Source organism: Trinickia sp. HAY1-2D (assembly GCF_056754935.1).
In genome coordinates, this window is record NZ_JBPGWX010000002.1 from 1,044,662 (window position 1) to 1,065,373 (window position 20,712).

Consider the following 20,712-nt stretch of genomic DNA (forward strand, 5'->3'; position numbering starts at 1 on the left):
AAATGGCATTCCAGCAGCGTTTCGAGAACAAGGTTGTGGTGGTAACGGGCGGCAGCCGCGGCATCGGATTGGGTATTGCGAGGCGTTTCGCCGAGGAGGGCGCAAAAGTATGCATCTCGGCAAACGAGAAGGGCGTGCATGACGCGGCAGCCCAACTGCGTGAGTCGGGCTTCGAGGCCATTTCCATCGAAGCGGACGTTACCAGCAAGGACCAGGTCGTCGCGCTCTACGAAGAAGTTGCAGCCAAGTTGGGCGAGGTTGATGTTTCTGTCCAGAACGCGGGCGTCATTACCATCGCGAAGCTCGAGGATCTGACAGAAAACGAATGGGACAAGGTACTCGCGGTCAATACCAAAGGCGTTTTCCTTTGCTGCCAGGAAGCGGCGAAGCGGATGCTGCGCGCGGGAAAAGCGGGTCGCCTCATCAACACCGCATCGGGACAGGCGCGACAAGGTTTTGTCTACACGCCACATTATGCAGCGAGCAAGTTCGGCGTTCTGGGAATCACGCAGAGTCTGGCGAAAGAGCTGGCACCGACTGGCATCACGGTGAATGCGTTTTGCCCGGGGATTATCGCGACCGATATGTGGTCATACAACGACGAAGCGTGGGGCAAGCTGCTGGGCGACTACAAGCCCGGGCAACTCATGGCCGAATGGGTCGAAAGCATTCCCATGAAGCGCGCCGGCAGCGACAAGGATGTCGCGGGTCTTGTCGCATTCCTTGCGTCGGATGACGCGGCCTACATCACGGGACAGGCCATCAACGTGGATGGTGGCATGTTCATGTCCTGAGCCCGTGTGCGTAGTCGCGAGCAATGTTGCCCGCGACCTTGCACCGCAGGCGGTGTCCGAGTTCAGGCAGGTTGTAGCAGAGAAACCTTGTGTACCGTATCTGCGCATGCCCGTGCGACTTCCGCGCCCTTCACGACAAAATGATCGGTGAAGAACTTGATGTGTTCTTCGCCGTGATGGAAGTGGTGCGGCGTCAGAACAGCGGAAAACACGGGGGTACCTGTTTCGAGCTGAACCTGCATCAAGCCTGAAATAACCGCCTGAGCGACGAATTCATGGCGATAGATGCCGCCATCGACGACTAGTCCTGCCGCGACGATGCCTGCGTAACGACCGCTCTGGGCGAGCCGTTTGGCATGCAGGGGGATTTCGAACGCGCCTGGGACTTCGTAGAGGTCGATGTCCTCAACGCCGTAACCGAGCTCTTTGATGACGTTCAGAAAAGAGTGCTTGCACTGGTCGACGATATCGCGGTGCCAGCATGCCTGGATAAAGGCGATCCGGGTGCCATTGCCGCCGTAAACGAATGGTGCTTGTGTTTCGATCGAGAGAGATTTGTTCATGGATTTCAGCCTGTTTTGAGTAAACAGGGCGAAGAACAGCCGTCTCCCGCATGCGCGGGAATGCTGGCTGTCCTGTTCTCTTTCATCCGGACTATACCGTCGGCCCCGGAATCCAACCGGGTCTGCTGACCTCTGTTATCGCAGCAATGTCGAAACAGAGCGCTCGCGGGCTACGTCCGTGAAAGACGATTACCGCCGGTGGGGAATTGCACCCCGCCCCGAGAACGTGTTCTTGACGAACGGAGCGTACGTTACCACGGATCCCACGACCCTGTTGCACGCTCGCCCTGATGGTGGCATATAGCGAACGATGGCGATGTCGATAATGCGACACGGATTTGCCGGCGCCTTGGCTCACCATATCTCCGGCGGCCGGCGCCATAAGGGACGATCGTGAAAAGGAATCACCGCATGAGGCGCGGGCCGTCGCCGAGCCGATACGATCAGCGATAAGACCCGGTCCCATCGCACCTGGGCGGGAATCATTTCGCTGCACGGCGGCGAGCGTAGCGGACGTCTAGCGATGCCTTCGCGCAGCGCCCCCGCATTTCGCCGGACAATGCGGCACTTCGAACCAGCCGGGGTCAGCATGACGTTCCCTTTATCGGTAACGGCATCACGAGCGCGGAAATGGGCTTCGACATCACTCGCACGAACGGGGCGCACCCGATCGCATCCGCTACGGGCGGGAGCCAAGCATCGTCATCGAATGCCGCCGGGTCGTCCGCTTCTCGTGGTCGGCGAGCGCTCGCCGATGGCTACCTGCAAGGGCTGCCCGGGCGGGCTGCGAGCAGCGCACGACCGGCCGCGGTGACCAAGTCGAGCGGGTGGACTGCTGTCGCCGCGCATATCCGAAATCCGGCCGACGATCCGCGCGTATCGAATCTCCTTGCGAAACTCGAGGTACTCCACGAGCAATCGCCGACGTTTCGCGCACGCATGAAAAAGGTGGTCGGCGAAGGGGGAGTCACGATCACCGTTGCCCGAGGCGACCATTTGCCCAAAGCCTTTACGCACCCCGGACTGCGTCGCATCCATCTTTCGGAGGAAGTGGCTAGCGATGCCCCGGGCGGTGCTCACCGGTCGCTGCCAGCGCTTGCGGTGGAAATCTCTAACCTGTATCGGGGCGAAGAGTTCGAGACGCTCAACCGGCATGTCAAGCATGGACGCCTCGGCATCGAGCATGCCGCTCGATTGAAGGAAACCGCCGAGTACGGGTCGGTGACCGATATGGTTCGATACTTTTCCGAGGCGCGCCGGAGTCTGGAGCAAATGGGTTTCGGGAATCCTTCCGACTGGTACGCCCGTATCGGTCCGTTCGGCGACGTTCGTGCCGCCTACCCGACGGCGAACGATTACGTGAGCGCCGCCGTGAAGTCAGGCCATACCGCTGCATACGAACGGCAGTTCGCCAACATTGCGGCGCAAATGAAGCGCACCGCCGAGCCCTCCGCCAACAACGATTCGACTGCCGCGGCCCTGAACCCCAAATCTCCGGCGCCGCTGGGCGCGCGCTAGACGCGATAGCGGTCTTTTCGTTCGCCGGGCGAACCCCGCCGCACGCACATCTTTCGCATTGCGGTGCACCAACAATTCGACTATATTGGAAATATGGAAGAAAATGACGTCGTCCGATCCCTTGCCGCGCTCGCGCACGGCCTCCGCCTGCAAGTTTTCCGGATGCTGGTGGTGGCCGGTCCTGCAGGCCTGACTCCCGGCGCGATCGCCGAGCAGCTCGATGTGCCCGGGGCGACGCTGTCATTCCATCTCAAGGAACTGATGAACGCGCACCTGGTGACCCAGGAGCGTGAAGGCCGCAACCTCATCTACCGGGCAGCCTACGGCCACATGGGCGCACTGCTCGAGTTCCTCACCGCCAACTGCTGCCAAGGCGAGAAGTGCCTGGAAACCAGCGTCACCGCGTGCGATAAGCGCGTCTGCTCATGACCACCAACGTACTGATCCTCTGCACCCATAACTCCGCACGGAGCGTGCTGAGCGAAGCCATGCTCAACCACTGGGCACGAAAGCTCGGCAAGCATGTGCACGCCTACAGCGCCGGGAGCGCGCCGAGCGGCCGCCTGAATCCATTCGCGCTGGAAGTCCTCGCTGACGCCGGCATCGACACGGCCAGCTATCGCAGCAAAAGCTGGAATGAGTTCTCCGGAGACGACGCGCCGCGCATGAGCATCGTCATTACGGTGTGCGATAGCGCTGCGGCGGAACAATGCCCTTATTGGCCCGGCAGTCCGGTGAAGGTGCATTGGGGTTACGCTGATCCGTCCAACGCACCCGGGGGCGATGCGGGCAAGCGTCAGGCCTTCGAGCTGACGCGCCAGGCAATCGGCTACCGCATGTTGCAGCTTCTGGCCTTGCCGCTCGATACGCTCACCCATGCCGACTTGCAGGCCGAGCTCGAACGCATTTCCAGGAATTGAGCGCCATGTCCGATCTGCGCAGCAGGCTCGCCGCCGAAGCATTGGGTACGGCTTTGCTGTTGGCCATCGTCATCGGGTCCGGCATCATGGCCGAGCGACTGGCCGGCGGAAACGTCGCGCTGGCACTGCTCGCCAATACAGCGGCTACGGTCGGTGGGCTCTATGTCCTGATCGAGACGCTTGGGCCGGTCAGTGGCGCACATTTCAACCCGGTGGTCAGCGCGGTCATGGCGGTGCGCGGCGAGCTGCCTGGCGCCGCACTGGCGCCTTATATCGCGGCTCAGTTGATCGGCGCCGTGCTCGGTGCCTGGCTGGCGCACGCAATGTTCGATATGAGCATCGTGCAATTGTCCACCAAGGTCCGTGGTGGCACGGGCCAATGGATCGCCGAGGTCGTGGCTACCGCTGGCCTGCTCCTCGTCATCCTGCGCGCGCCAAACGGCCGCGTCTCGTCGATGGTGGCCGCGTATATCGGCGCGGCATACTGGTTCACTGCCTCCACATCCTTCGCCAATCCGGCGGCGGCGTTCGGGCGTATGTTCAGCAACAGCTTTGCGGGTATCGCGCCGCACAGCGTGCCGGCCTTCGTGTTGGCCGAATGCGCCGGCGCGGCGATCGGGTTACTGCTTCATCGGATGCTGCAGTCCAGTCGGGGCGGCAGCGCTCATCCCAATGTCATGGAGTCCCACGGGCGCGCCTGGATGTCACGATCCGCTACGCCGGACGCCGACCGGTAACGCGCTCACGCGCTGCACTTCCGGCGTGGCCAGCCAGTCGCTCTCCAGACATTGCAGGAACATCGCGGTCGCGTCTTCTCCCCAGAACAGATCGCCGTTACGCACGAACGTGGGCACACCGAACACGCCGAGTGCGATCGCCGCGTCGGTGTGATGGCGCAAGGCGTCTTTCACCGCAGGCTGCTCGACGGCGGCGACGCCCTCCGGAAAGCCAACCGCTTCGCACAGTGCGGCAAAGCCCTCGGGTGAGGCCACTTCCTGTCCGTCGCGCCAGATGTGCCGGAACACCGCACGGACGGCATCGAGCGAGCCACCCATCGCAATCGTCAAGCGTAGCGCCTTGATCGGATTGAACGGATGCGCGGGCGGCATGCGGTATGCAATGCCGAGTTGCAGTGCGCGAAACAGCGCATGCCGGTAGGTGAACGTACGCTTCGCGTCGATCTCGGCGGGGGCCTTTTGGCCCCAGTGGTTCAGGATCGCGCCGAGCACCACCGGGCGCGGACGGATGGCGAGGCCTGCCGGCAGCTTGTCGAACTGTTCGATCTGCAGGTAGGCGAACGGGGAGACTACGTCGAAGAACCAGTCGATGGTGTCGGGCATGGACGCTCCTCGGCCGGTACGCGCGTGCATCGCGCGGACGGCACAAACGGCGCCCCGGTCAGGGCGCGAATGTCTGCCAGTGTCGCATGCGAGACGATCTCGTGCAGCGCGGGCCGGTCCCGATCGCATCGCCCCCCTTTGGCCCCAGCTTGACCCGACGCGACCGATGCGTCGACGCAAAACCCATGATACGAACGCGGTTCGGGCTTGCAACCGCGCAAGAAGCCGATTAGCGTCGCGTTCATGAACGACTGGAACGAACTTCGCCTTGTCCTCGCCGTATATAGAACAGGCAGCCTGACGGCTGCGGCCGAGCGGCTGCGCGTCGATCATTCGACGGCCTTTCGACGTCTGAAGGCGCTTGAAAGCCGGCTCGGCGTGCGTCTTTTCGAACGCTCGGCGGGCGGGGCCTACGAGGCCACGGAAGCCGGGGCCCGCATGGCTGCCGCGGCCGAACGCATGGAGGACGAGGTGCTGGCCATGGATCGCGACATCACGGGCCGGGACCATCGGCTGTCCGGCCGATTGCGCGTCACTTCGTCGGAAACACTCGCGTTCAGTCGGCTGACCCGCCACCTGGCGGCATTCAGAGAGGCCCATCCCGGCATCGTGGTCGAACTGACCGTCGACAATCGCGTGCTCAATCTCTCGCGCCGGGAGGCCGATATCGCGCTGCGTCCGGTGCGCCCGAAAGAAGGCGAGCTCTGGGGCCGCAGGCTGGCCAACGTAGCATGGGCGCTTTACGCCTCGTCCGAATATCTGGAGGCGCACGGCGGCGCATTGGCGCACGTCGACGAACTCGAAGGCCACGCGTTGGTTGGCTGGGAATACGCTGCATCGGGTATCCAAGCGGCCGAATGGCTGGCTCGCACTGCCGCTCCCGACGCTTTCGTTTACCGGACCAACAGTCTCATCAACCAGTTTGTCGCGGCGCGTGCCGGTATCGGGCTCGCGCTATTGCCGTGCTATCTCGGCGACAGCCAGCCCGGCGTCGTCCGTGCGCTGCGCGCACCGGTGCTGGAACTCGAGGGCGAGCTTTGGATCGTCGCGCACTCCGATCTGAAAGGCACGGCACGCGTCAGAGCGTTTTTCGATGTCGTGGGCGAGGGGCTGGCTCGTGAGCGCGAGTTGTTCGAAGGGCGATTCGACGCGAACGACGCTGTTCGTCCGGCCTCGTCTGCCGTACCATCCCGGTTCATAAAAAAACGCCGAACATGACTTGAATCAGGACGGGACCTTGGTTTACACGCTGCTTTCCATTTTCATTGGCGCCGGTTTGGGCGCGTTGCTGCGCTGGGGATTTTCGATCGGACTCAATGCGGTGTTTCCGATGGTGCCGCTCGGCACCCTTGCGTCCAACCTCATCGGCGCCTATCTGATCGGCGTCGCCGTGGTCTTTTTCACCGCGAAGGCCGGTTTGCCGCCCGAATGGCGGCTCTTCGTCATCACCGGCTTCATGGGCGGGCTCACGACGTTCTCGACGTTTTCGGCCGAAGTGGTCACACTGATCGCGCAAGGGCAATTTGCGTGGGCGCTGATCGAAGCGGCGCTGCATGTGTTCGGCTCGTTCGCGCTGACCGGTCTCGGCATCTGGACAGCCCGAGCCTGGCTCTACGCAGCGTAAGCAGGCCGGCGCCCGCTCCTGCTCCACCGTTCCTGGAGACGCGCCATGGACGACTATGTGCTGTTACGGTTTTATGTCCACGAAAACCATCGGCTGCATTGGAAGCCGTTGTGGGAGTGGTTGCTGACCGAAGCGAGCCGAATGGGCGTGACGGGCGGCTCCGCTTTTCGCGCGATGGCCGGTTTCGGCGCGCATCGCGTTCTGCACGAGGAGCGCTTCTTCGAGCTTCAGGGCTCGTTGACGGTCGAAGTCGAATTCGTCGTGACCGAGGCCGAAGCGAAGCGTCTCATCGAACGCGTTTCGCAGGAAAAGCTGCGCGCCCTCTATGCGATCATCCCAGCTCGCTTCGGTGCCATCGACAATACGTAGACCGTGAACGCAACCGAGGCCGGCTCTCGCGATTACGGGAGGGAACGTGCCGAATGAGGGTTTGCCCCTATCAAGTGCCGCACTCGTTAGCCGTTACACAAGAGGCATGGAGTCATGACGAGAGGGCGGTGATGAACGGCCAAACGTTTGCGCGAACGCTGTGGCTATCCCTTCTCCCGAGCCTGGTGGGCCTGACCGTCATTCCGCGACTCGATGCATGGTTGTTGCGCCAAGTTCATCGAACGGCTCGTAAACATTCGGCCGTACGAAGCGGTGGGTTTCCGACGGGGCAGGAGGATACGTATGGTGAGGGGAGAAATCGAGCGACTGGAAAAGACGGTGCACACTTTAGCCCGCCTTCCCTGGCTGATCCGTCGTGAATACTGGGTCTCGCAGATCGAGCACCTGTTGGAAGCCACAACGATGTCGATCGTCGATCGCCGACGGTTGACGGCGTTGCTGGAGCAGCTTTCGTCGATGCCGACGGAGCTGCGGTTGACGCGATACGAGCGCACGTTGGCTATTCCGGCGCATAGCGGATGAGTGGTGTGATCTTTTGAAGACGCAGGTGCGCCGGCCCTGCTGCCGGTGAAGCAGGGAATGTCTTCGACAACGGACAATCACGCGCGCTTGCCGCCCCATGGGCGTTGGGTCAGTCAACGACGGTCACGATATTGACGGTCCCTTGTCGGGCCATCTTTGCATACGGGCACAAGCGCTCGGCAGTTCGAACCATCTCTTCCGCCACGCATCGATCGACGCCCGGCATCCGGACGCGCAGGTCGATGACCAACGCATAGCCTCCGTCCATCGGATCGCGACCGAACGAAACCTGCACTTCGACAACCGTATCGGCGATGTCCATCGCGGCGCGTTTGCCGAGCAGATTCAGCGCTCCATGGAAGCACGCCGCAAATCCCGCGGCGAACAACTGCTCGGGATTGGTCCCGTTCCCGGGGCCGCCGAACACGGTGGGCAGCCGCAGCTCCACAACGAGATTTCCGTCATCCGAGCGGGCCACTCCAGATGCGCGCCCGTGTCCCGTCTCGCCACCGGAAACGGTGACACTCGTTGTATAGAGGGGATGAAAATCCCGGCCCCGATACCTGTCGAGGAGGGAAAGCGGTGGGGCTTGCAGCTTTTTCTCGTCCATGATGCATTCTCGAGTTCAGTGACGTGCGATCCGACCCCAGTCAGCGATTCGTCGGAGTCTCTCTTGCAGACTACGGGACAATGCCGCCCCCATCGTAAACGGACGCCGATATCAACGGTAGGGCCGCCATGGGCGACATGATGTTTCTCGTTTGGCGACAATCCAAATGAAATGATCGGACATGAAGCGCTCGTCCAAGGGACTGCTTTCGAAACAGGCGAGTGTTACACTTCCATCCAGACCCACATCTCCAGGTTGACGGCGCCGCATGCGAATGGGGCCTTTCCCGATAGTTTTCGATGCAGCCGTTTCCGGTCCCCCGGAGTTGCGCCAATGACCGCCACTTCATAGTTGCAACTTGGCAGTCGTTGCCGGTGCCAGCGCAGGCTGGCACCCGGACGGCCGATCCGATCACGTCTCAGTATTGGGGCTATCAATGGACCAATCGGATACATCGCAGCGAGGCTTCCGCGTTGGCTTGCCAAATAATGCTGACGCTTTGTCTACCTGTTTCGCGACGAGCTACGCTGGGATCATCGCCTTCATGGCGGTCGCAACCGAGGGAAGCTTCGCCAAAGCCGGGGAGCGCTTGGGGGTAGGGCGCTCGGCTGTCTGCCGAAATGTTCAGAAGCTCGAAACGCAGCTCAGTACGCGCCTGTTTCTCCGAACGACAAGAACGACAACCCTGACGCAAGAGGGCGAAAGGTTCTTCGAGAACTGCAACCAGGGCGTGGCTCATATCGTTGGGGCCGTGAACGATATGCTGGACCTCCGCCAGGGTCCACCGCGTGGCTTCCTTCGCGTCCTCTCGACTGTCGGGTTCGGACGCAAAGTGGTTGCTCCGCTGCTTTTCCGGTTCTCCGAGGTCTATCCCGATATCGCAGTCGACCTGCTTCTGGACGACAGGCCAGTCGATTTCGCAGCGGAGCAGATCGACGTCGCGTTTCGCGATGGGTGCATCGAGGATTCCAGCATCATTGCGAAACAGTTGATTCCAATGCAGTTGGTACTCTGCGCGTCGCGCGCCTACGCCGAGGAGCGGGGACTTCCATCCACGCTGGAAGACCTGGCCCAGCACGACTGTATCAACCTGAGGTTCAACGGTCGCGTCTTTGATTGGGATTTCAAGGTCGACGGCCATATGCGAAAGTATCTGCCGACCGCCAGACTGACTTTCAACGACGCAGACCTGGTATTGCAAGCGGTCCTGGAGGGCCGCGGAATCGCCCAGATGCCCGGCTATCAAGTGTGCGATTACATTGCGCGCAACGAACTCGTCGCGGCGCTAAGGCGATACGTTCCGGATGACCGGGGTCACTACATCTGCTATCTCTGCCGGCAGCATCTGCCGTCACGCATTCGTGTGTTCGTCGATTTCATGACGGACGAGATCCGGGCGCGCAATTCACTTTGCCTGGGCGAATTCAATACCGACGACTCGGAAAGCCTGCATCAGGTGTGAACACCACAAGTGGTGCCGTTGCATGTTGTATTGGTGTCCACAGGGCAACAGTGAGTGTTCCGATGCGTATCTACCGAGGTGGCGACTCGACGCCTACTATTCCGACATGACACCGAGATCAGCTCAATTGAGTTGGCGGGGCGTCGAGGTCGTTAGTGGAGAGCGTCATGTTTCGTCTCGGATCCCTATCGATGTTTGCAGGCTGGATCATGTTGTCTGCGGTGAGTGTCGGGCTTGCAATTGCCGTCTCGTTCAGCGGCATTATCTGAAGCCCGATATCCGCCTCTCAAACCGCAATCTTCCATAGCCAATCAGGCCTGACAACGGAAAGATGCGGCTCGCAAGGCCGGCATCCAATTGGATCTCCGAGCGGAATCTCGGAGGGACTCGCGTCTTATTGCACCCATAACATGGGCGGTTCGACATGGAAAGTTCATATCTTGATTGCCGCACAACTTCACCGGAGCTGGGCATCGCCGAATGCGCCATCGAAGTTGGCGCCCATATTGTCACCGAGCGGGAAGGCTATATGCACCATGGAATTTATGCGGGGAATGGACGGGTGATTCACTACGGTGGATTTCATCATTGCGCGCAACGTCGGCCCATTGAATATATCCCGTTACACCGCTTTGCGGCGGGAAGAGCGATAAAGGTTCGATCTGAACCGGACGCGATTTATACCGGGATAGATGCCGTGGAGCGAGCCAGATCCCGCTTGGGCGAAGACCGATATCGGTTGCTGAGCAATAACTGCGAACACTTCTGCACATGGTGTGTGTCAGGTGTCGGACATAGTGAACAGGTATGCCGATGCATAAGGAATCCATGGCAAGGCATCAAGACCCTGTTCGCGCTGGCGAGAGAGGAACGCATGGTAGGCCGGAAGATGAGCATTCAGCCAAACATCGGGCAGTGCGTATCGCGTGCGCTGAAACCGGGTGTGGTGATGTTCGCGGCGGCGCTGTCGGCGTGCGTGAACTATGCCGATATCTACGGCGACGCGAAAATGGCCGAGCCGCAGCAGTATGCCACTCGGCAAAGCCTGCCCGAGCAACAAGGCCATTGGCCCGCCGCCAACTGGGCCGACCAGTTCGGCGACGCGCAACTCAAGGCGCTGATCGAGGAAGCGCTGAAAAGTAGTCCGACGCTGGAGCAGGCGCGTGCACGCGTTGAGGCTGCATCGGCGTACAGCGAGACGGCGAAGGCGAGCACGATGCCGCGGGTCGACGCGAACTATTCGCTCACGCGTCAACGGTTCTCGAGTACGACGTTCGTGCCGCCTCCTTTTGGCGGCTCGTGGCAGACCGAGAACAAGGGCCTCTTGAGCGCGTCCTATGATCTCGACCTGTGGGGCAAGAACCGAGAAGCGCTGAAAGCGGCAATCTCGCTGCATCAGGCGAGCCGGGCCGACGCGGAAGTCGTCAAGCTGACGCTGACGACGTCGATTGCTCGCACGTACAACCAGCTTGCGCGCCTGTATGTGCTGCGCGACATCGCTCAAGACGAAATCACGCATCGCGAGCAGATCGAGCGGATCACGGCGGGCCGCATCGCGACGGGGCTGGACACGGAAGTCGAGCGCAAGACTGCGCAGGCCAACCTCGCGACGAGCCGCGCCGCGCTGAAATCGCTCGACGGACGCATCCTCATGGTTCGCTACGAGATCGCTGCGCTGCTTGGCGCAGGTCCCGACCGCGGCTTGCAGATCGCGCGCCCGACGCTGGGCATGGGTGACGATGTGCGCCTGCCCGACAATCTGCCGGCGGATCTCCTGAGTCGCCGCCCGGAGATCGTGGCTGCGCGATGGCGTGTCGATGCGATGACACACGATGTGAACGAGGCGAAGGCCGAGTTCTATCCCGACATCAACTTGAGCGCTGCAATCGGGCTCGACGCATTCGGTTTCGGCCGCTTTCTGACGGCGGCGAGCCGCACCGCATCGGTCGGTCCGGCCATCCATCTACCCATCTTCGACGCGGGCGAACTGCGCGCGCAACTGAAGGGCCGCTACGCGGACTTCGACTACGCAGTCGCGACTTATAACCAGTCGCTCGTGAGCGCGCTCAACGAAGTCGCCAAGCAACTCGCGGATGTCCGTTCGACGGATGCGCAGCTTGCGGATGCGCAGATCGCGCAGGACGCCGCACACCAGGCCGACAAGCTCGCGCTCATGCAGTACAAGGCAGGCCTCACGAATCAGTTGACGGTTTTGAACGCCGACGTCGCCGCGCTTTCCGCCGATCAGGCTGTCGCGGATTTGCGCATGAACCGCCGAGATCAGCAGATTGCACTGGCTTCCGCGCTGGGAGGCGGTTTCGTCGATACGTCGAACCAAGACTCCGCGGCAGCGTCGCCCACGCAAGCGTCCGCACTCAAAACGCCTGTTGTCGCCGCGCGCTAAGGCGCCACCACCGAATTTGCCTGGAGAACTGAAATGAGCGAAATCAATGCTGTGGAGGGCCAGGAGACCCGGACGAGCGGCGCGAAACGTGACGCAGTCGTTGACCCGAAGGCCGCAGTCGCGACCGGACCCGACACGGGCAAGCGCAAGTTGCTGCTCGCGCTGCTCGGCGCGGCTGTCGTTGTCTCGGCGGGGGCTTACGGTGCGTACTACATGACGTATGCGCGTTACCACGAATCTACCGACGACGCGTACGTCAGCGGCAATCTCGTGCAGTTGACGCCGCAGGTGACGGGCACTGTTGTTGCCGTGAATGCCGACGATACACAGATGGTGAAGGCAGGGGACCCCGTGGTTACGCTCGATAACGCGGATGCGAGAGTTGCGCTCGGCAACGCGGAAGCCCTGCTCGGGCAAGCCGTGCGGCAGGTCAGCCGTTTATACGTGGACAACGATTTCTATGCCGCGAACGTCGCGCAGAAGCGCTCCGATCTGGTCCGTGCGCAGGATGATCTACGCCGCCGCCAGGCCATCGCCGATACGGGCGCCGTGTCGGCCGAGGACATCGCGCACGCGCGCGACGCGGTGACTGCCGCGCAGGCGGCGCTCGATGCCGCACGTCGACAGGCGCAAGCCAATCGCGCGTTGACCGGCCGCACGACGATCGGCCAGCACCCGAACGTGGAGGCGGCCGCGTCGAAAGTCCGCGATGCATATCTCGCGTATGCGCGCGACACGTTGCCAGCGCCCGTCACCGGCTATGTCGCGAGGCGTTCGGTGCAGGTCGGGCAGCGCGTGTCGCCGGGCACGCCTCTGATGGCGATCGTGCCGCTCGAGGGCGTGTGGATCGAAGCGAATTACAAGGAAAGCCAGTTACGCAACATGCGCGTCGGCCAACCGGTGACGATGACGGCCGATGTGTATGGCGGCAAGGTCCGGTACCACGGCCGCGTTCTCGGCTTCTCAGCGGGCACGGGCAGCGCGTTCTCCACCTTGCCCGCGCAGAACGCGACGGGCAATTGGATCAAGATCGTTCAGCGTCTGCCCGTGCGCATCCAGCTCGATCGCAGGGAGCTCGAAGCGCATCCGCTGCGTATCGGCCTGTCGATGGATGTCGACGTGGATACGCGCAACGAGACCGGCCCGCAGCTCGGCGCCGCCAGGAGCACGTCGTATCGCACGAATGTGTTTGCCGAATACGGCGCGCAGGCAGATGCCGAGATCGAAAAGATCATCGCGCAGAACAGCGTTTCGTCGCATGCGGGGTCCGTGGGCGACGTCGTATCGTCGATGCCTTCCGCAAAGCGCGACCCAAGCGATAAGAGTGACGCCAGACATCACGCAGGCTGAATTGCCTGCCGGAGCGCGACCCGCGCTCGTGTTCCCGTTCATTCACTACTCTGACGGGCCGGATCGATACGCCGGACCTGTCGAAAATTTCAGACTGGAAGCGAGATGAATTCCTCGATGCAGATTGCACCACCACCGCTGACAGGCGGCAAACTGGTCCTCGCGACAATCGCGGTCGCGCTCGCGACGTTCATGAACGTTCTCGACTCTTCCATCGCCAACGTCGCGATTCCAACCATCTCGGGCAATCTCGGCGTATCCGTCGACGAAGGCACATGGGTGATCACGCTTTTCGCGGCGTCCAATGCCGTCGCGATTCCGTTGACGGGTTGGCTGACACAGCGCGTCGGTCAGATCAGGCTATTCGTGGCCGCGATCGTGCTGTTCGTGTTCTCGTCGTGGCTGTGTGGCGTCGCCCCGAACCTGATCGTGCTACTCGCTGCTCGCGTGTTGCAGGGAGCCGTCGCAGGTCCGCTGATTCCGCTGTCGCAGGCCATTTTGCTCGGCTCGTATCCGAAGGAAAGAAGTTCGACGGCGCTGTCGCTGTGGGCGATGACGGCGACAGTCGGGCCGATTGCGGGTCCTGCGCTGGGCGGCTGGATCACTGACAGCTATAGCTGGTCGTGGATCTTCTATATCAACATTCCCGTGGGGTTGTTTGCCGCCGTCGTCACCTGGGTGATCTACCGTGACCGCGATTCCCCGGCGCGAAAGCTTTCCATCGACAAGGTGGGGCTGCTGTCGCTGATCGCGTGGGTTGCGTCGCTGCAGATCATGCTCGACAAGGGCAAGGATCTCGATTGGTTCAACTCGCCCGTGATTTGCACGCTCGCTGTCGTTGCCGCCATCAGCTTCCTGTTCTTCCTCATCTGGGAACTCACGGAGAACCACCCGATCGTCGATCTTCGCCTCTTTGCGCAACGCAACTTCCGCGGCGGCACAATTGCGATCTCGATCTCGTACGCGGTGTTCTTCTCGAACCTCGTGATCCTGCCGCAGTGGATTCAGGGTTATCTAGGCTATCGTTCGGTGGATGCCGGTCTCGTGACGGCGCCGCTCGGAATCTTCGCCGTGCTGCTCGCGCCCGTGATGGCGAAGATCTTGCCGAAGTCCGATGCGCGGATCCTCGCGACGCTGGCCTTTCTCGGCTTTGCAGCGGTGTTCTTCATGCGTTCGCATTACACGACAGACGTCGACGCATATACCTTGGTGCTGCCGACGCTGTTGCAAGGCATTCCCATGGCACTCTTTTTTACGCCGCTTACCGCGATCATTTTGTCGGGGCTGTCGGCGGACAAGATTCCGGCGGCCGCCGGCTTGTCCAACTTCATGCGCGTCCTCGCGGGAGGTGTCGGCACATCGTTGATCTCGACGGGCTGGAACGACCGCACGATATTGCATCATGCGCAGCTCGTCGAACAATCGAGCGTGAACAACCCCGTCTATGTGAGCTCCATCGCGAACCTTCGCGCGATGCTCGGCGGTGGTATGGATCAGGCCGCGGCATTCTTCGAACACTCGCTGAATGCGCAGGCCGCGATGCTCGGACTGAACGACATCTTCTGGCTCTCGTCGATGATCTTCATTGCGATCATTCCGCTGGTATGGCTCACCCGGCCCGCAAAGGGCGGCGGCGCGGCGACGGCAGTTGCGCACTGAAGCAGGCACTTCCAGTGCCTCCTTACCGTCATTCGACTGTCGATAAGGTCGGCATCGTCGGCAGACGCTGCAAATCGAGTGCTCTGGTGTGCTCGATCATGTAGTCGATGAACACCCGGATTCGGGCCGGAAGATGCTTGCGGCTGAGATAGCAGATATAGTGGCCGCCATCGTCGGGTGCATGCTGCGCGAGACAGCTGAGCAGTTGCCCATCCTCGAGCAGGTCGCAGACTTGGTAGGCGGGTAACTGAGCGATGCCTACTCCGTGGCGCACAGCCTGCAGCACCAGATCCGCGTCGTTGAACGTTTGGTGCGCGAAAGGCTGGCGCCGCTGCGCGACCCCGTCGATCTTGAACTCCCATTCCCTGATGCGGCCCGAAGCCGTCCGGAAGTTGATGCAGCGATGATTCGGAAGCTCGTCGACGTGGCGCGGCAAACCGTGAATCCGCGCATAGCCGCGTGACGCGCAGACAATCATCTGCATGGGGATCAACTGCCGAGCCACGATTCCGCTGTCTTCCATGCGACCCTCGCGAAAGGACACGTCGATTCGATCGGCGGTGAAGTCGGCGGGCTGATCGTTCAGCAGCAATTCGAGCTCGATCTCGGGATATTGCATGTGAAAGTCCTGCAATAGCGGCGCGACGACCTTGCGCCCGAAGCCGGGCGTCGAACCGATGCGCAGATGGCCGCGCGGCGGCCCGGTACGCAGCTCTCGCATGTCTTCGAGCGCCTGGGCGATGCGCTCCATACCCGGCTGACAGTTCTCATAGAAGAGCTCGCCCTCGCGCGTCAGCGACGTACTGCGAGTCGTGCGCAAAAAGAGACGCGTGTCGAGTTGGGCCTCGAGTTTCTGTACGTTCCGGCTGACCGAAGAGCGACCGATGCCGAGGCGGTCGCCCGCGCGGGAGAAGCTGCCTTCGCTGGCGACGGCTAAAAAAGAAACGACGCAAGCAAAACTGGTTGCCATTTTGCTTGCGAACTGATCGTCCGCGCCCGAAAGGGGAAAGCGTGAGGGGTACGTTGACATGGGAGCGCAAGTCTTGGAGTCCATAAGCGAACTAGACGTATCTGCGCTGCCGTTTGTGACACGGTTCGCGGCTTCATTTATTGCGGGAGGTCGCGACTCGCTGCGGGGCCGAGCGACTTCGATTGCTGCTATTAGGACAACACAGTGAGCCTGTTTGCGTGTCTACCGCGACACGCGCCCGCCCATTACGATGAGTTCCTCCGGCGCCTTGCCGCTAACCAGATGGAGGGTGAATCATGAGGATCGTCGTCATTGGCGGTACGGGCCTGATCGGCTCGAAGACCGTCGCTATTCTGCGTCAAGGTGGCCATGTCGTCGTCGCGGCCTCGCCCAATAATGGCATCAACAGCATCACCGGCGAGGGGCTCCATGCGGCCATTGCCGGCGCGCAGGTGGTAGTCGATCTCGCCAATTCGCCCTCGTTCGAAGATAAGGCAGTGCGGGAATTCTTCGAGACTTCCGGCCGCAACGTTCATGCGGCGGAGGCTGCCGCCGGCGTCCGTCACCATGTCGCGCTGTCGATCGTCGGCGCGGACCGGACGCCCGAGAACGGCTATTTCCGCGCCAAGGTTGCTCAAGAGAAACTGATCGAGGCTTCGGGTGTGCCTTACACCATCATCCGTTCGACTCAGTTCATGGAATTCCTCCGCGGCATTGCCGATGCCGGTACCGTTGGAAACGTCGTCCGGCTTTCGCCCGGTCTGTTCCAGCCCATCGCGGCCGACGACGTCGCGGCCTTCGTTGCCCAGGTGGCGCTCGCGGCGCCGCGAAACGGGATAGTCGAGATCGCGGGCCCGGAGCGCGCGCCGTTCGACGAAATCATCGCTCGCTATCTGAAGGCAGTCGGTGATGTGCGCGAAGTCGTACGCGACCCGGAGGCCCGTTATTTCGGCGGCGTGGTCGAAGAGCGTTCGCTCGTGCCGTTGGGCGAGGCGCGTCTAGGCCGCATTGGTTTTGACGAATGGTGCCTCAGCGCTCGGGCGCACGCTTGATTCCGTACCGGGATGCGGCAACGCCATGAAGTGCGCACTCGCCGATGCCTCGTGCCGTATCCCGGCCGCGCCCGCTTTGCGACCCGCCCGCCGCCGCCGCTTCAAATGCCGAACAGCGTCAGCGAAACGGCCACGCGCGTCACGATCATCAACAGCACCTGAACGATGACGAAAAGCAGGATCGGCGACAAATCGATGCCGCCGAAGCGCGGCAGCACGCGCCGCAGCGGATTGAGAAACGGCGCGGTCAGCTGATACAGGATCGGCATGGCGGGCGAGCTCGGATTGAGCCAAGAGAGCAACGCCATCAGGATCGTCAGCCAGACGAGCAGGTTCAACGCCCATTTGATGACGGTCAGCAACGCCACGATCGCGATGACGGGCGCGAGCCCGAGCGGATCGACACCGGCGACCGATACCATCAGCACCACATAGACGATCGCCGCGATCAGCGCGGCGACCAGGCTCGCCCAGTCGATTCCGCGCGCCGTCTTGAAGACATGGCGCAAGGGCAGAACGAGCCAATTCGTCGCGTGGTTGACCGCATTCGAGACCGGGTTGTAAGGCGGCATGCGTACCGCGACGATCCACGCCCGCAGGAGGAGCGCAGCCCCGAAAAGCGTGAATACGGTGTTGAGCAGAAAGCGGGCGATATCGCCGAACATCGTTGGTCCTTTCGTTCTTGGGTTCTTAGGAAAGTGCGGCGCGCCGCGCCGGTCGTCACCATATCACGGCTTACTGGCGGCTTGCACTTGCAGCGTACGGGCGAGCGAATCCTCCACGATGCGATCGATTGCATCGAGTGTCGCCGGTGGATTCGCACGCCGCCGCGCCAGCGCTACGGCACGGCGCGTGAGCAGCCCATAAAGGGCGGCGTGATCGCTGCCGAGCGCCTCGAAGCAAGCCAATTGCTTTTGCAGCAGCACCGCATCGCCGCGCGAAACCGGGCCCGCGAGGGCATTGGCCAAGCCTTTCTCCCGGGCTGTGTCGATGGTGCCGCTCAGCATCGGCAGCAACGCCCGCAACGCGTCTTCCTCGCTCAACCCGAGCGTGCGCCAGAGTTCCACGGCTTCGAACAGTGCGCAAAGCGCGAAGCTTGCGGCATAGTGGGCTGCTCCGTGATAGAGCATCCGTTGCCCGGCCGGAATCTCGAGCGGATGGCACGACATACTGCGCGCCAGCGTTTTCAATGCTTGGGCAAGCTCGGCGTTCGCTTCGATCGTGATCGAGCAGCCCGCGATACGGTCCACGTCCGCTGGGGCGCCGCTGAAGAGAAAGAGCGGATGGAAGCCGCCCGTCAGCACGCCTTGCGCCGCGGCGCCGGCCAGTACGTCGACGCCGGTTGCCCCAGAACAGTGCACGAGCGCCTTGCGGGCGCCGCGCGCGATGGCGCCATCGAACTGTAATGTGTTCGCGATCGTACCGATGCTGTCGTCGGGAGTCGCTAAAAAGACGATATCGGCGGCATCGACGACCTGTTGCGGATCCTCCACGGCCGGGCAGGCGCCGAGCACGGTGGCAAGCTCACGCGCGGTATCGCCGCGGCGGCTCGCGACGGCAGTCACGGGATAGCCGGCGCGCGCGAAGCCGAGCGCCAGACAGCGGGCAAGCCGGCCGGCGCCGATGAAGCCGAGCCGCGGAGCGAGGGAGAACGGCATGTCGGGAACGATGGGCAAATGCAATTCGCCGCAGTATCGCGCATCTGGATTGCCAGCGGCGAGCGGCGTCGCCGTTAGCCCACACTCCCCATGTTGCGCAACCGGGATTCGTGCTGATTTTCGGGGATCGTTTTCGGGTGTGGTATGAGAGCCAGAGCAGAAAGTGGCAGCAAAACGAACAAGTGCGATGCGACCGCAAGGCGTCGGTCGCAGGCCGCCAGGCGGGCACGGACGCCACCCGCGTCGCGCCGGTGCATGGACGAAGGTTGGAATGAGTTCGCGTTGTATTTTCGTTCCGGTGTTGCAGCCATGTATGGGGGGTTACGATGAACGTCTTTTCCTATCGCAAACACTTGCGCTTTTTGAGTCCCTCGCAACGGCGCATCTGGTGGGACCAGAAAAAGCGCCTGACGCCGCGCGTCAAGATCGGTGGCGCCTACGTGCCCCCCGCCATTACGCGCGAATTCACCTATGTGAAGGTCGGTTGACGCGGCAACCCGTCTGCGGGTTCGTCGCGCCGCCCCGGCGTTCAGGTGCCGGGGTGTGGGTCCGATACATCGTTTTGTAATCAAAGATTACCGATGAATGTGGGCGCGGCAGCCGTCGGTCGGTAAAGAGGACCGGCGGCGGTCGCTGCTTCCGCTCGGACGATGGCGCGGCCCGGCGCTGGGCGCGGAGCGCAATTGCAATTTGCAACAAATGCACACGGTGTGTGCGACGCTTTTTCTATACATTTGACATGTCAGTGCACGGGTCAGTCGTGCGCCGTTGTGGGCGCCGCACCTGCACCGCAAAGGAATAGAAATGAAAAAGCTCGTTGCGTTGTTAGCAGTGGCTGCGGCCGGCGTGGGGTTCGCCGCCACGGCGCAGGCACACGTGTCGGTCGGCGTCGGGATTGGTTTCCCGATTGCGCCGGCCTATCCGGTCTATTCGCCACCGCCGCCGGTGTACTATGCGCCGCCCCCTGTCGTGTATTCGCCGCCGCCCGTCGTCTATGGGTATGGGCCGCCGGCTTATGTCGGCGGTTATTACGGCCGTCCGTGGCACCATCACCATCGTGGCTATTGGGGCCGCCCCTGGGGCTATTGATCGCGTTCCACGCGCCGGTGCGTTCGCGCTGACGCAGGTGCCGTAAAAGCGGCGCAACACAGGCTTTGCCGCGGTGTTGCGCCGCTTTTTATCGACCGCCCCGCGAATGTGTCACGCCGTTCGCGCGATATGCACGATGAGGTCTCGGTATCCGTCCACGATGACGCTATAGGACAAATAAGCGAACAGCAGCGCGGAAACGATGTGGCAGGCGCGTAAGAGGCCCGAGCCGGCGCGCTTGCGTCCGTGGCTGGCCAGTACGCACAGAAAAAGCGTCCAGGCGAGTCCGCCGAGAAAAAATCCGCCGAGAAACACGGAAGCCGCGCGCGCATCGGTCGCGCCGGCCCGCGCGATCAGCGCACCGCCCACCGCGGCGAACCAGACGATGGCCGAAGGCGAGGAGAGGGCGAGCATGGCACCGCGCACGAACCCACGCGCCGGAGCGGACGACGCGTCTGCATGCGCCGGCGCTTGCGCTACGACCGCGCGGCTCGCGAGCGCTTCGCGCGCCATCTTCCAGGTCAGGTAGAGCAGCATGGCGGCGCCGCCGAGCCAGACGATCCAGCGAACGGCTTCGAAGCGCAACAGCGCGGTCATCCCTGCGAGAGCGAGCGTCGCGTAGGCCAGATCGCCGAAGCAGGACCCCAGCCCGAGCCAGAACCCCGATTTGAAGCCGTGCCGCAACGTCAGCGAAAGCATCGCGACGTTGACGAGCCCGATGTCGAGGCACAGCGATAAAGACAGAAAAAAGCCGTTTGACAGCATCGATGCGGAATGGGAGTACATA

The 20,712-nt window shown here is 62.2% G+C and carries 23 protein-coding genes, 1 pseudogene and 1 riboswitch; of the genes and pseudogenes, 17 read left to right on the plus strand and 7 right to left on the minus strand.

The annotated features are described in order from the left end of the window. Nucleotides 1-2 precede the first annotated feature (2 nt). Nucleotides 3-794: a glucose 1-dehydrogenase gene (locus tag ACR9ZC_RS11830; RefSeq protein ID WP_481580417.1), complete on the plus strand. Its 792-nt coding sequence runs from the start codon at nucleotides 3-5 to the stop codon at nucleotides 792-794. Between the two features lie 62 nt (nucleotides 795-856). On the opposite strand, the gene ACR9ZC_RS11835 is transcribed toward ACR9ZC_RS11830, so the two are convergent. Further along, nucleotides 857-1,357 (minus strand): 6,7-dimethyl-8-ribityllumazine synthase, encoded by a 501-nt coding sequence (locus tag ACR9ZC_RS11835; RefSeq protein WP_481580418.1) that lies wholly within the window; start codon nucleotides 1,355-1,357, stop codon nucleotides 857-859. A gap of 70 nt (nucleotides 1,358-1,427) precedes the next feature. Further along, nucleotides 1,428-1,587: riboswitch (FMN riboswitch) on the minus strand. A 400-nt stretch (nucleotides 1,588-1,987) separates the two neighbouring features. On the opposite strand from ACR9ZC_RS11835, the gene ACR9ZC_RS11840 reads away from it, so the two are divergent. The 4 genes from ACR9ZC_RS11840 (at nucleotide 1,988) to ACR9ZC_RS11855 (ending at nucleotide 4,532) form a co-directional block, all read left to right on the plus strand. Further along, on the plus strand, nucleotides 1,988-2,875 hold the full coding sequence (locus ACR9ZC_RS11840) for a hypothetical protein (protein ID WP_481580419.1): 888 nt from the start codon (nucleotides 1,988-1,990) through the stop codon (nucleotides 2,873-2,875). A 93-nt stretch (nucleotides 2,876-2,968) separates the two neighbouring features. Further along, the gene (locus ACR9ZC_RS11845) at nucleotides 2,969-3,304 is read left to right on the plus strand and encodes an ArsR/SmtB family transcription factor (protein WP_481580420.1); all 336 of its coding nucleotides are present in this window, start codon (nucleotides 2,969-2,971) and stop codon (nucleotides 3,302-3,304) included. Beyond that, nucleotides 3,301-3,795 (plus strand): arsenate reductase ArsC, encoded by a 495-nt coding sequence (locus ACR9ZC_RS11850; RefSeq protein WP_481580421.1) that lies wholly within the window; start codon nucleotides 3,301-3,303, stop codon nucleotides 3,793-3,795. The genes ACR9ZC_RS11845 and ACR9ZC_RS11850 overlap by 4 nt, the downstream gene beginning before the upstream one ends. 5 nt (nucleotides 3,796-3,800) lie before the next feature. After that, nucleotides 3,801-4,532 (plus strand): aquaporin, encoded by a 732-nt coding sequence (locus tag ACR9ZC_RS11855; RefSeq protein ID WP_481580422.1) that lies wholly within the window; start codon nucleotides 3,801-3,803, stop codon nucleotides 4,530-4,532. Here the strand turns inward: ACR9ZC_RS11855 and ACR9ZC_RS11860 are convergent. Further along, nucleotides 4,500-5,135, minus strand: a complete 636-nt coding sequence (locus tag ACR9ZC_RS11860; protein WP_481580423.1) for a 2-hydroxychromene-2-carboxylate isomerase — start codon at nucleotides 5,133-5,135, stop codon at nucleotides 4,500-4,502. The two genes, ACR9ZC_RS11855 and ACR9ZC_RS11860, sit on opposite strands and share 33 nt — an antisense overlap. A gap of 243 nt (nucleotides 5,136-5,378) precedes the next feature. Here ACR9ZC_RS11860 and ACR9ZC_RS11865 point away from each other — a divergent pair, with 243 nt between their 5' ends. The 4 genes from ACR9ZC_RS11865 to ACR9ZC_RS11880 all read left to right on the plus strand — a co-directional run bounded on the left by ACR9ZC_RS11865 (nucleotide 5,379) and on the right by ACR9ZC_RS11880 (nucleotide 7,671). Beyond that, nucleotides 5,379-6,353 (plus strand): LysR family transcriptional regulator, encoded by a 975-nt coding sequence (locus tag ACR9ZC_RS11865; protein ID WP_481580424.1) that lies wholly within the window; start codon nucleotides 5,379-5,381, stop codon nucleotides 6,351-6,353. Between the two features lie 19 nt (nucleotides 6,354-6,372). Then, nucleotides 6,373-6,759 (plus strand): fluoride efflux transporter CrcB, encoded by a 387-nt coding sequence (gene crcB / locus ACR9ZC_RS11870; RefSeq protein WP_481580425.1) that lies wholly within the window; start codon nucleotides 6,373-6,375, stop codon nucleotides 6,757-6,759. Between the two features lie 45 nt (nucleotides 6,760-6,804). Next, a complete protein-coding gene (locus ACR9ZC_RS11875; RefSeq protein WP_481580426.1) occupies nucleotides 6,805-7,128 on the plus strand; it encodes a DUF190 domain-containing protein in 324 nt (107 codons plus the stop codon). Between the two features lie 303 nt (nucleotides 7,129-7,431). Next, complete coding sequence (locus ACR9ZC_RS11880; RefSeq protein WP_481580427.1) at nucleotides 7,432-7,671, plus strand: hypothetical protein; 240 nt, start codon at nucleotides 7,432-7,434, stop codon at nucleotides 7,669-7,671. Between the two features lie 109 nt (nucleotides 7,672-7,780). On the opposite strand, the gene ACR9ZC_RS11885 is transcribed toward ACR9ZC_RS11880, so the two are convergent. Beyond that, nucleotides 7,781-8,281, minus strand: a complete 501-nt coding sequence (locus ACR9ZC_RS11885) for an Ohr family peroxiredoxin (RefSeq protein WP_481580428.1) — start codon at nucleotides 8,279-8,281, stop codon at nucleotides 7,781-7,783. 436 nt (nucleotides 8,282-8,717) lie between these two features. Between ACR9ZC_RS11885 and ACR9ZC_RS11890 the strand changes: the two genes are divergently transcribed. The 5 genes and pseudogenes from ACR9ZC_RS11890 to ACR9ZC_RS11910 all read left to right on the plus strand — a co-directional run bounded on the left by ACR9ZC_RS11890 (nucleotide 8,718) and on the right by ACR9ZC_RS11910 (nucleotide 15,156). Beyond that, nucleotides 8,718-9,743, plus strand: a complete 1,026-nt coding sequence (locus ACR9ZC_RS11890; protein WP_481580429.1) for a LysR family transcriptional regulator — start codon at nucleotides 8,718-8,720, stop codon at nucleotides 9,741-9,743. A gap of 424 nt (nucleotides 9,744-10,167) precedes the next feature. Next, nucleotides 10,168-10,521 (plus strand): annotated as a pseudogene (locus tag ACR9ZC_RS11895) (lecithin retinol acyltransferase family protein); the annotation flags it as partial. A gap of 111 nt (nucleotides 10,522-10,632) precedes the next feature. Continuing rightward, complete coding sequence (locus ACR9ZC_RS11900) at nucleotides 10,633-12,147, plus strand: efflux transporter outer membrane subunit (protein ID WP_481582651.1); 1,515 nt, start codon at nucleotides 10,633-10,635, stop codon at nucleotides 12,145-12,147. A gap of 33 nt (nucleotides 12,148-12,180) precedes the next feature. Further along, entirely contained in the window at nucleotides 12,181-13,497 is a 1,317-nt protein-coding gene (locus tag ACR9ZC_RS11905) for an EmrA/EmrK family multidrug efflux transporter periplasmic adaptor subunit (protein ID WP_481580430.1), read from the plus strand. A gap of 105 nt (nucleotides 13,498-13,602) precedes the next feature. After that, nucleotides 13,603-15,156, plus strand: a complete 1,554-nt coding sequence (locus ACR9ZC_RS11910; protein WP_481580431.1) for a DHA2 family efflux MFS transporter permease subunit — start codon at nucleotides 13,603-13,605, stop codon at nucleotides 15,154-15,156. 28 nt (nucleotides 15,157-15,184) lie between these two features. On the opposite strand, the gene ACR9ZC_RS11915 is transcribed toward ACR9ZC_RS11910, so the two are convergent. Next, nucleotides 15,185-16,186 (minus strand): LysR family transcriptional regulator, encoded by a 1,002-nt coding sequence (locus ACR9ZC_RS11915; RefSeq protein ID WP_481580432.1) that lies wholly within the window; start codon nucleotides 16,184-16,186, stop codon nucleotides 15,185-15,187. A 236-nt stretch (nucleotides 16,187-16,422) separates the two neighbouring features. Here ACR9ZC_RS11915 and ACR9ZC_RS11920 point away from each other — a divergent pair, with 236 nt between their 5' ends. Then, complete coding sequence (locus ACR9ZC_RS11920) at nucleotides 16,423-17,178, plus strand: SDR family oxidoreductase (RefSeq protein ID WP_481580433.1); 756 nt, start codon at nucleotides 16,423-16,425, stop codon at nucleotides 17,176-17,178. Nucleotides 17,179-17,279: 101 nt separating this feature from the next. Here the strand turns inward: ACR9ZC_RS11920 and ACR9ZC_RS11925 are convergent, their stop codons facing one another. Continuing rightward, entirely contained in the window at nucleotides 17,280-17,843 is a 564-nt protein-coding gene (locus tag ACR9ZC_RS11925) for a YggT family protein (protein ID WP_331567641.1), read from the minus strand. Between the two features lie 63 nt (nucleotides 17,844-17,906). Further along, nucleotides 17,907-18,836 carry a Rossmann-like and DUF2520 domain-containing protein gene (locus ACR9ZC_RS11930; RefSeq protein ID WP_481580434.1) on the minus strand — a complete coding sequence of 310 codons (930 nt, stop codon included), beginning with the start codon at nucleotides 18,834-18,836 and terminating at the stop codon, nucleotides 17,907-17,909. Nucleotides 18,837-19,162: 326 nt separating this feature from the next. Between ACR9ZC_RS11930 and ACR9ZC_RS11935 the strand changes: the two genes are divergently transcribed. Continuing rightward, the gene (locus ACR9ZC_RS11935; RefSeq protein WP_173259740.1) at nucleotides 19,163-19,324 is read left to right on the plus strand and encodes a hypothetical protein; all 162 of its coding nucleotides are present in this window, start codon (nucleotides 19,163-19,165) and stop codon (nucleotides 19,322-19,324) included. Between the two features lie 316 nt (nucleotides 19,325-19,640). Beyond that, nucleotides 19,641-19,925 (plus strand): hypothetical protein, encoded by a 285-nt coding sequence (locus ACR9ZC_RS11940; protein ID WP_481580435.1) that lies wholly within the window; start codon nucleotides 19,641-19,643, stop codon nucleotides 19,923-19,925. A gap of 111 nt (nucleotides 19,926-20,036) precedes the next feature. Here ACR9ZC_RS11940 and ACR9ZC_RS11945 read toward each other — a convergent pair whose 3' ends face one another. After that, nucleotides 20,037-20,711 carry a LysE family translocator gene (locus ACR9ZC_RS11945; RefSeq protein WP_481580436.1) on the minus strand — a complete coding sequence of 225 codons (675 nt, stop codon included), beginning with the start codon at nucleotides 20,709-20,711 and terminating at the stop codon, nucleotides 20,037-20,039. Nucleotide 20,712: the final 1 nt, after the last annotated feature.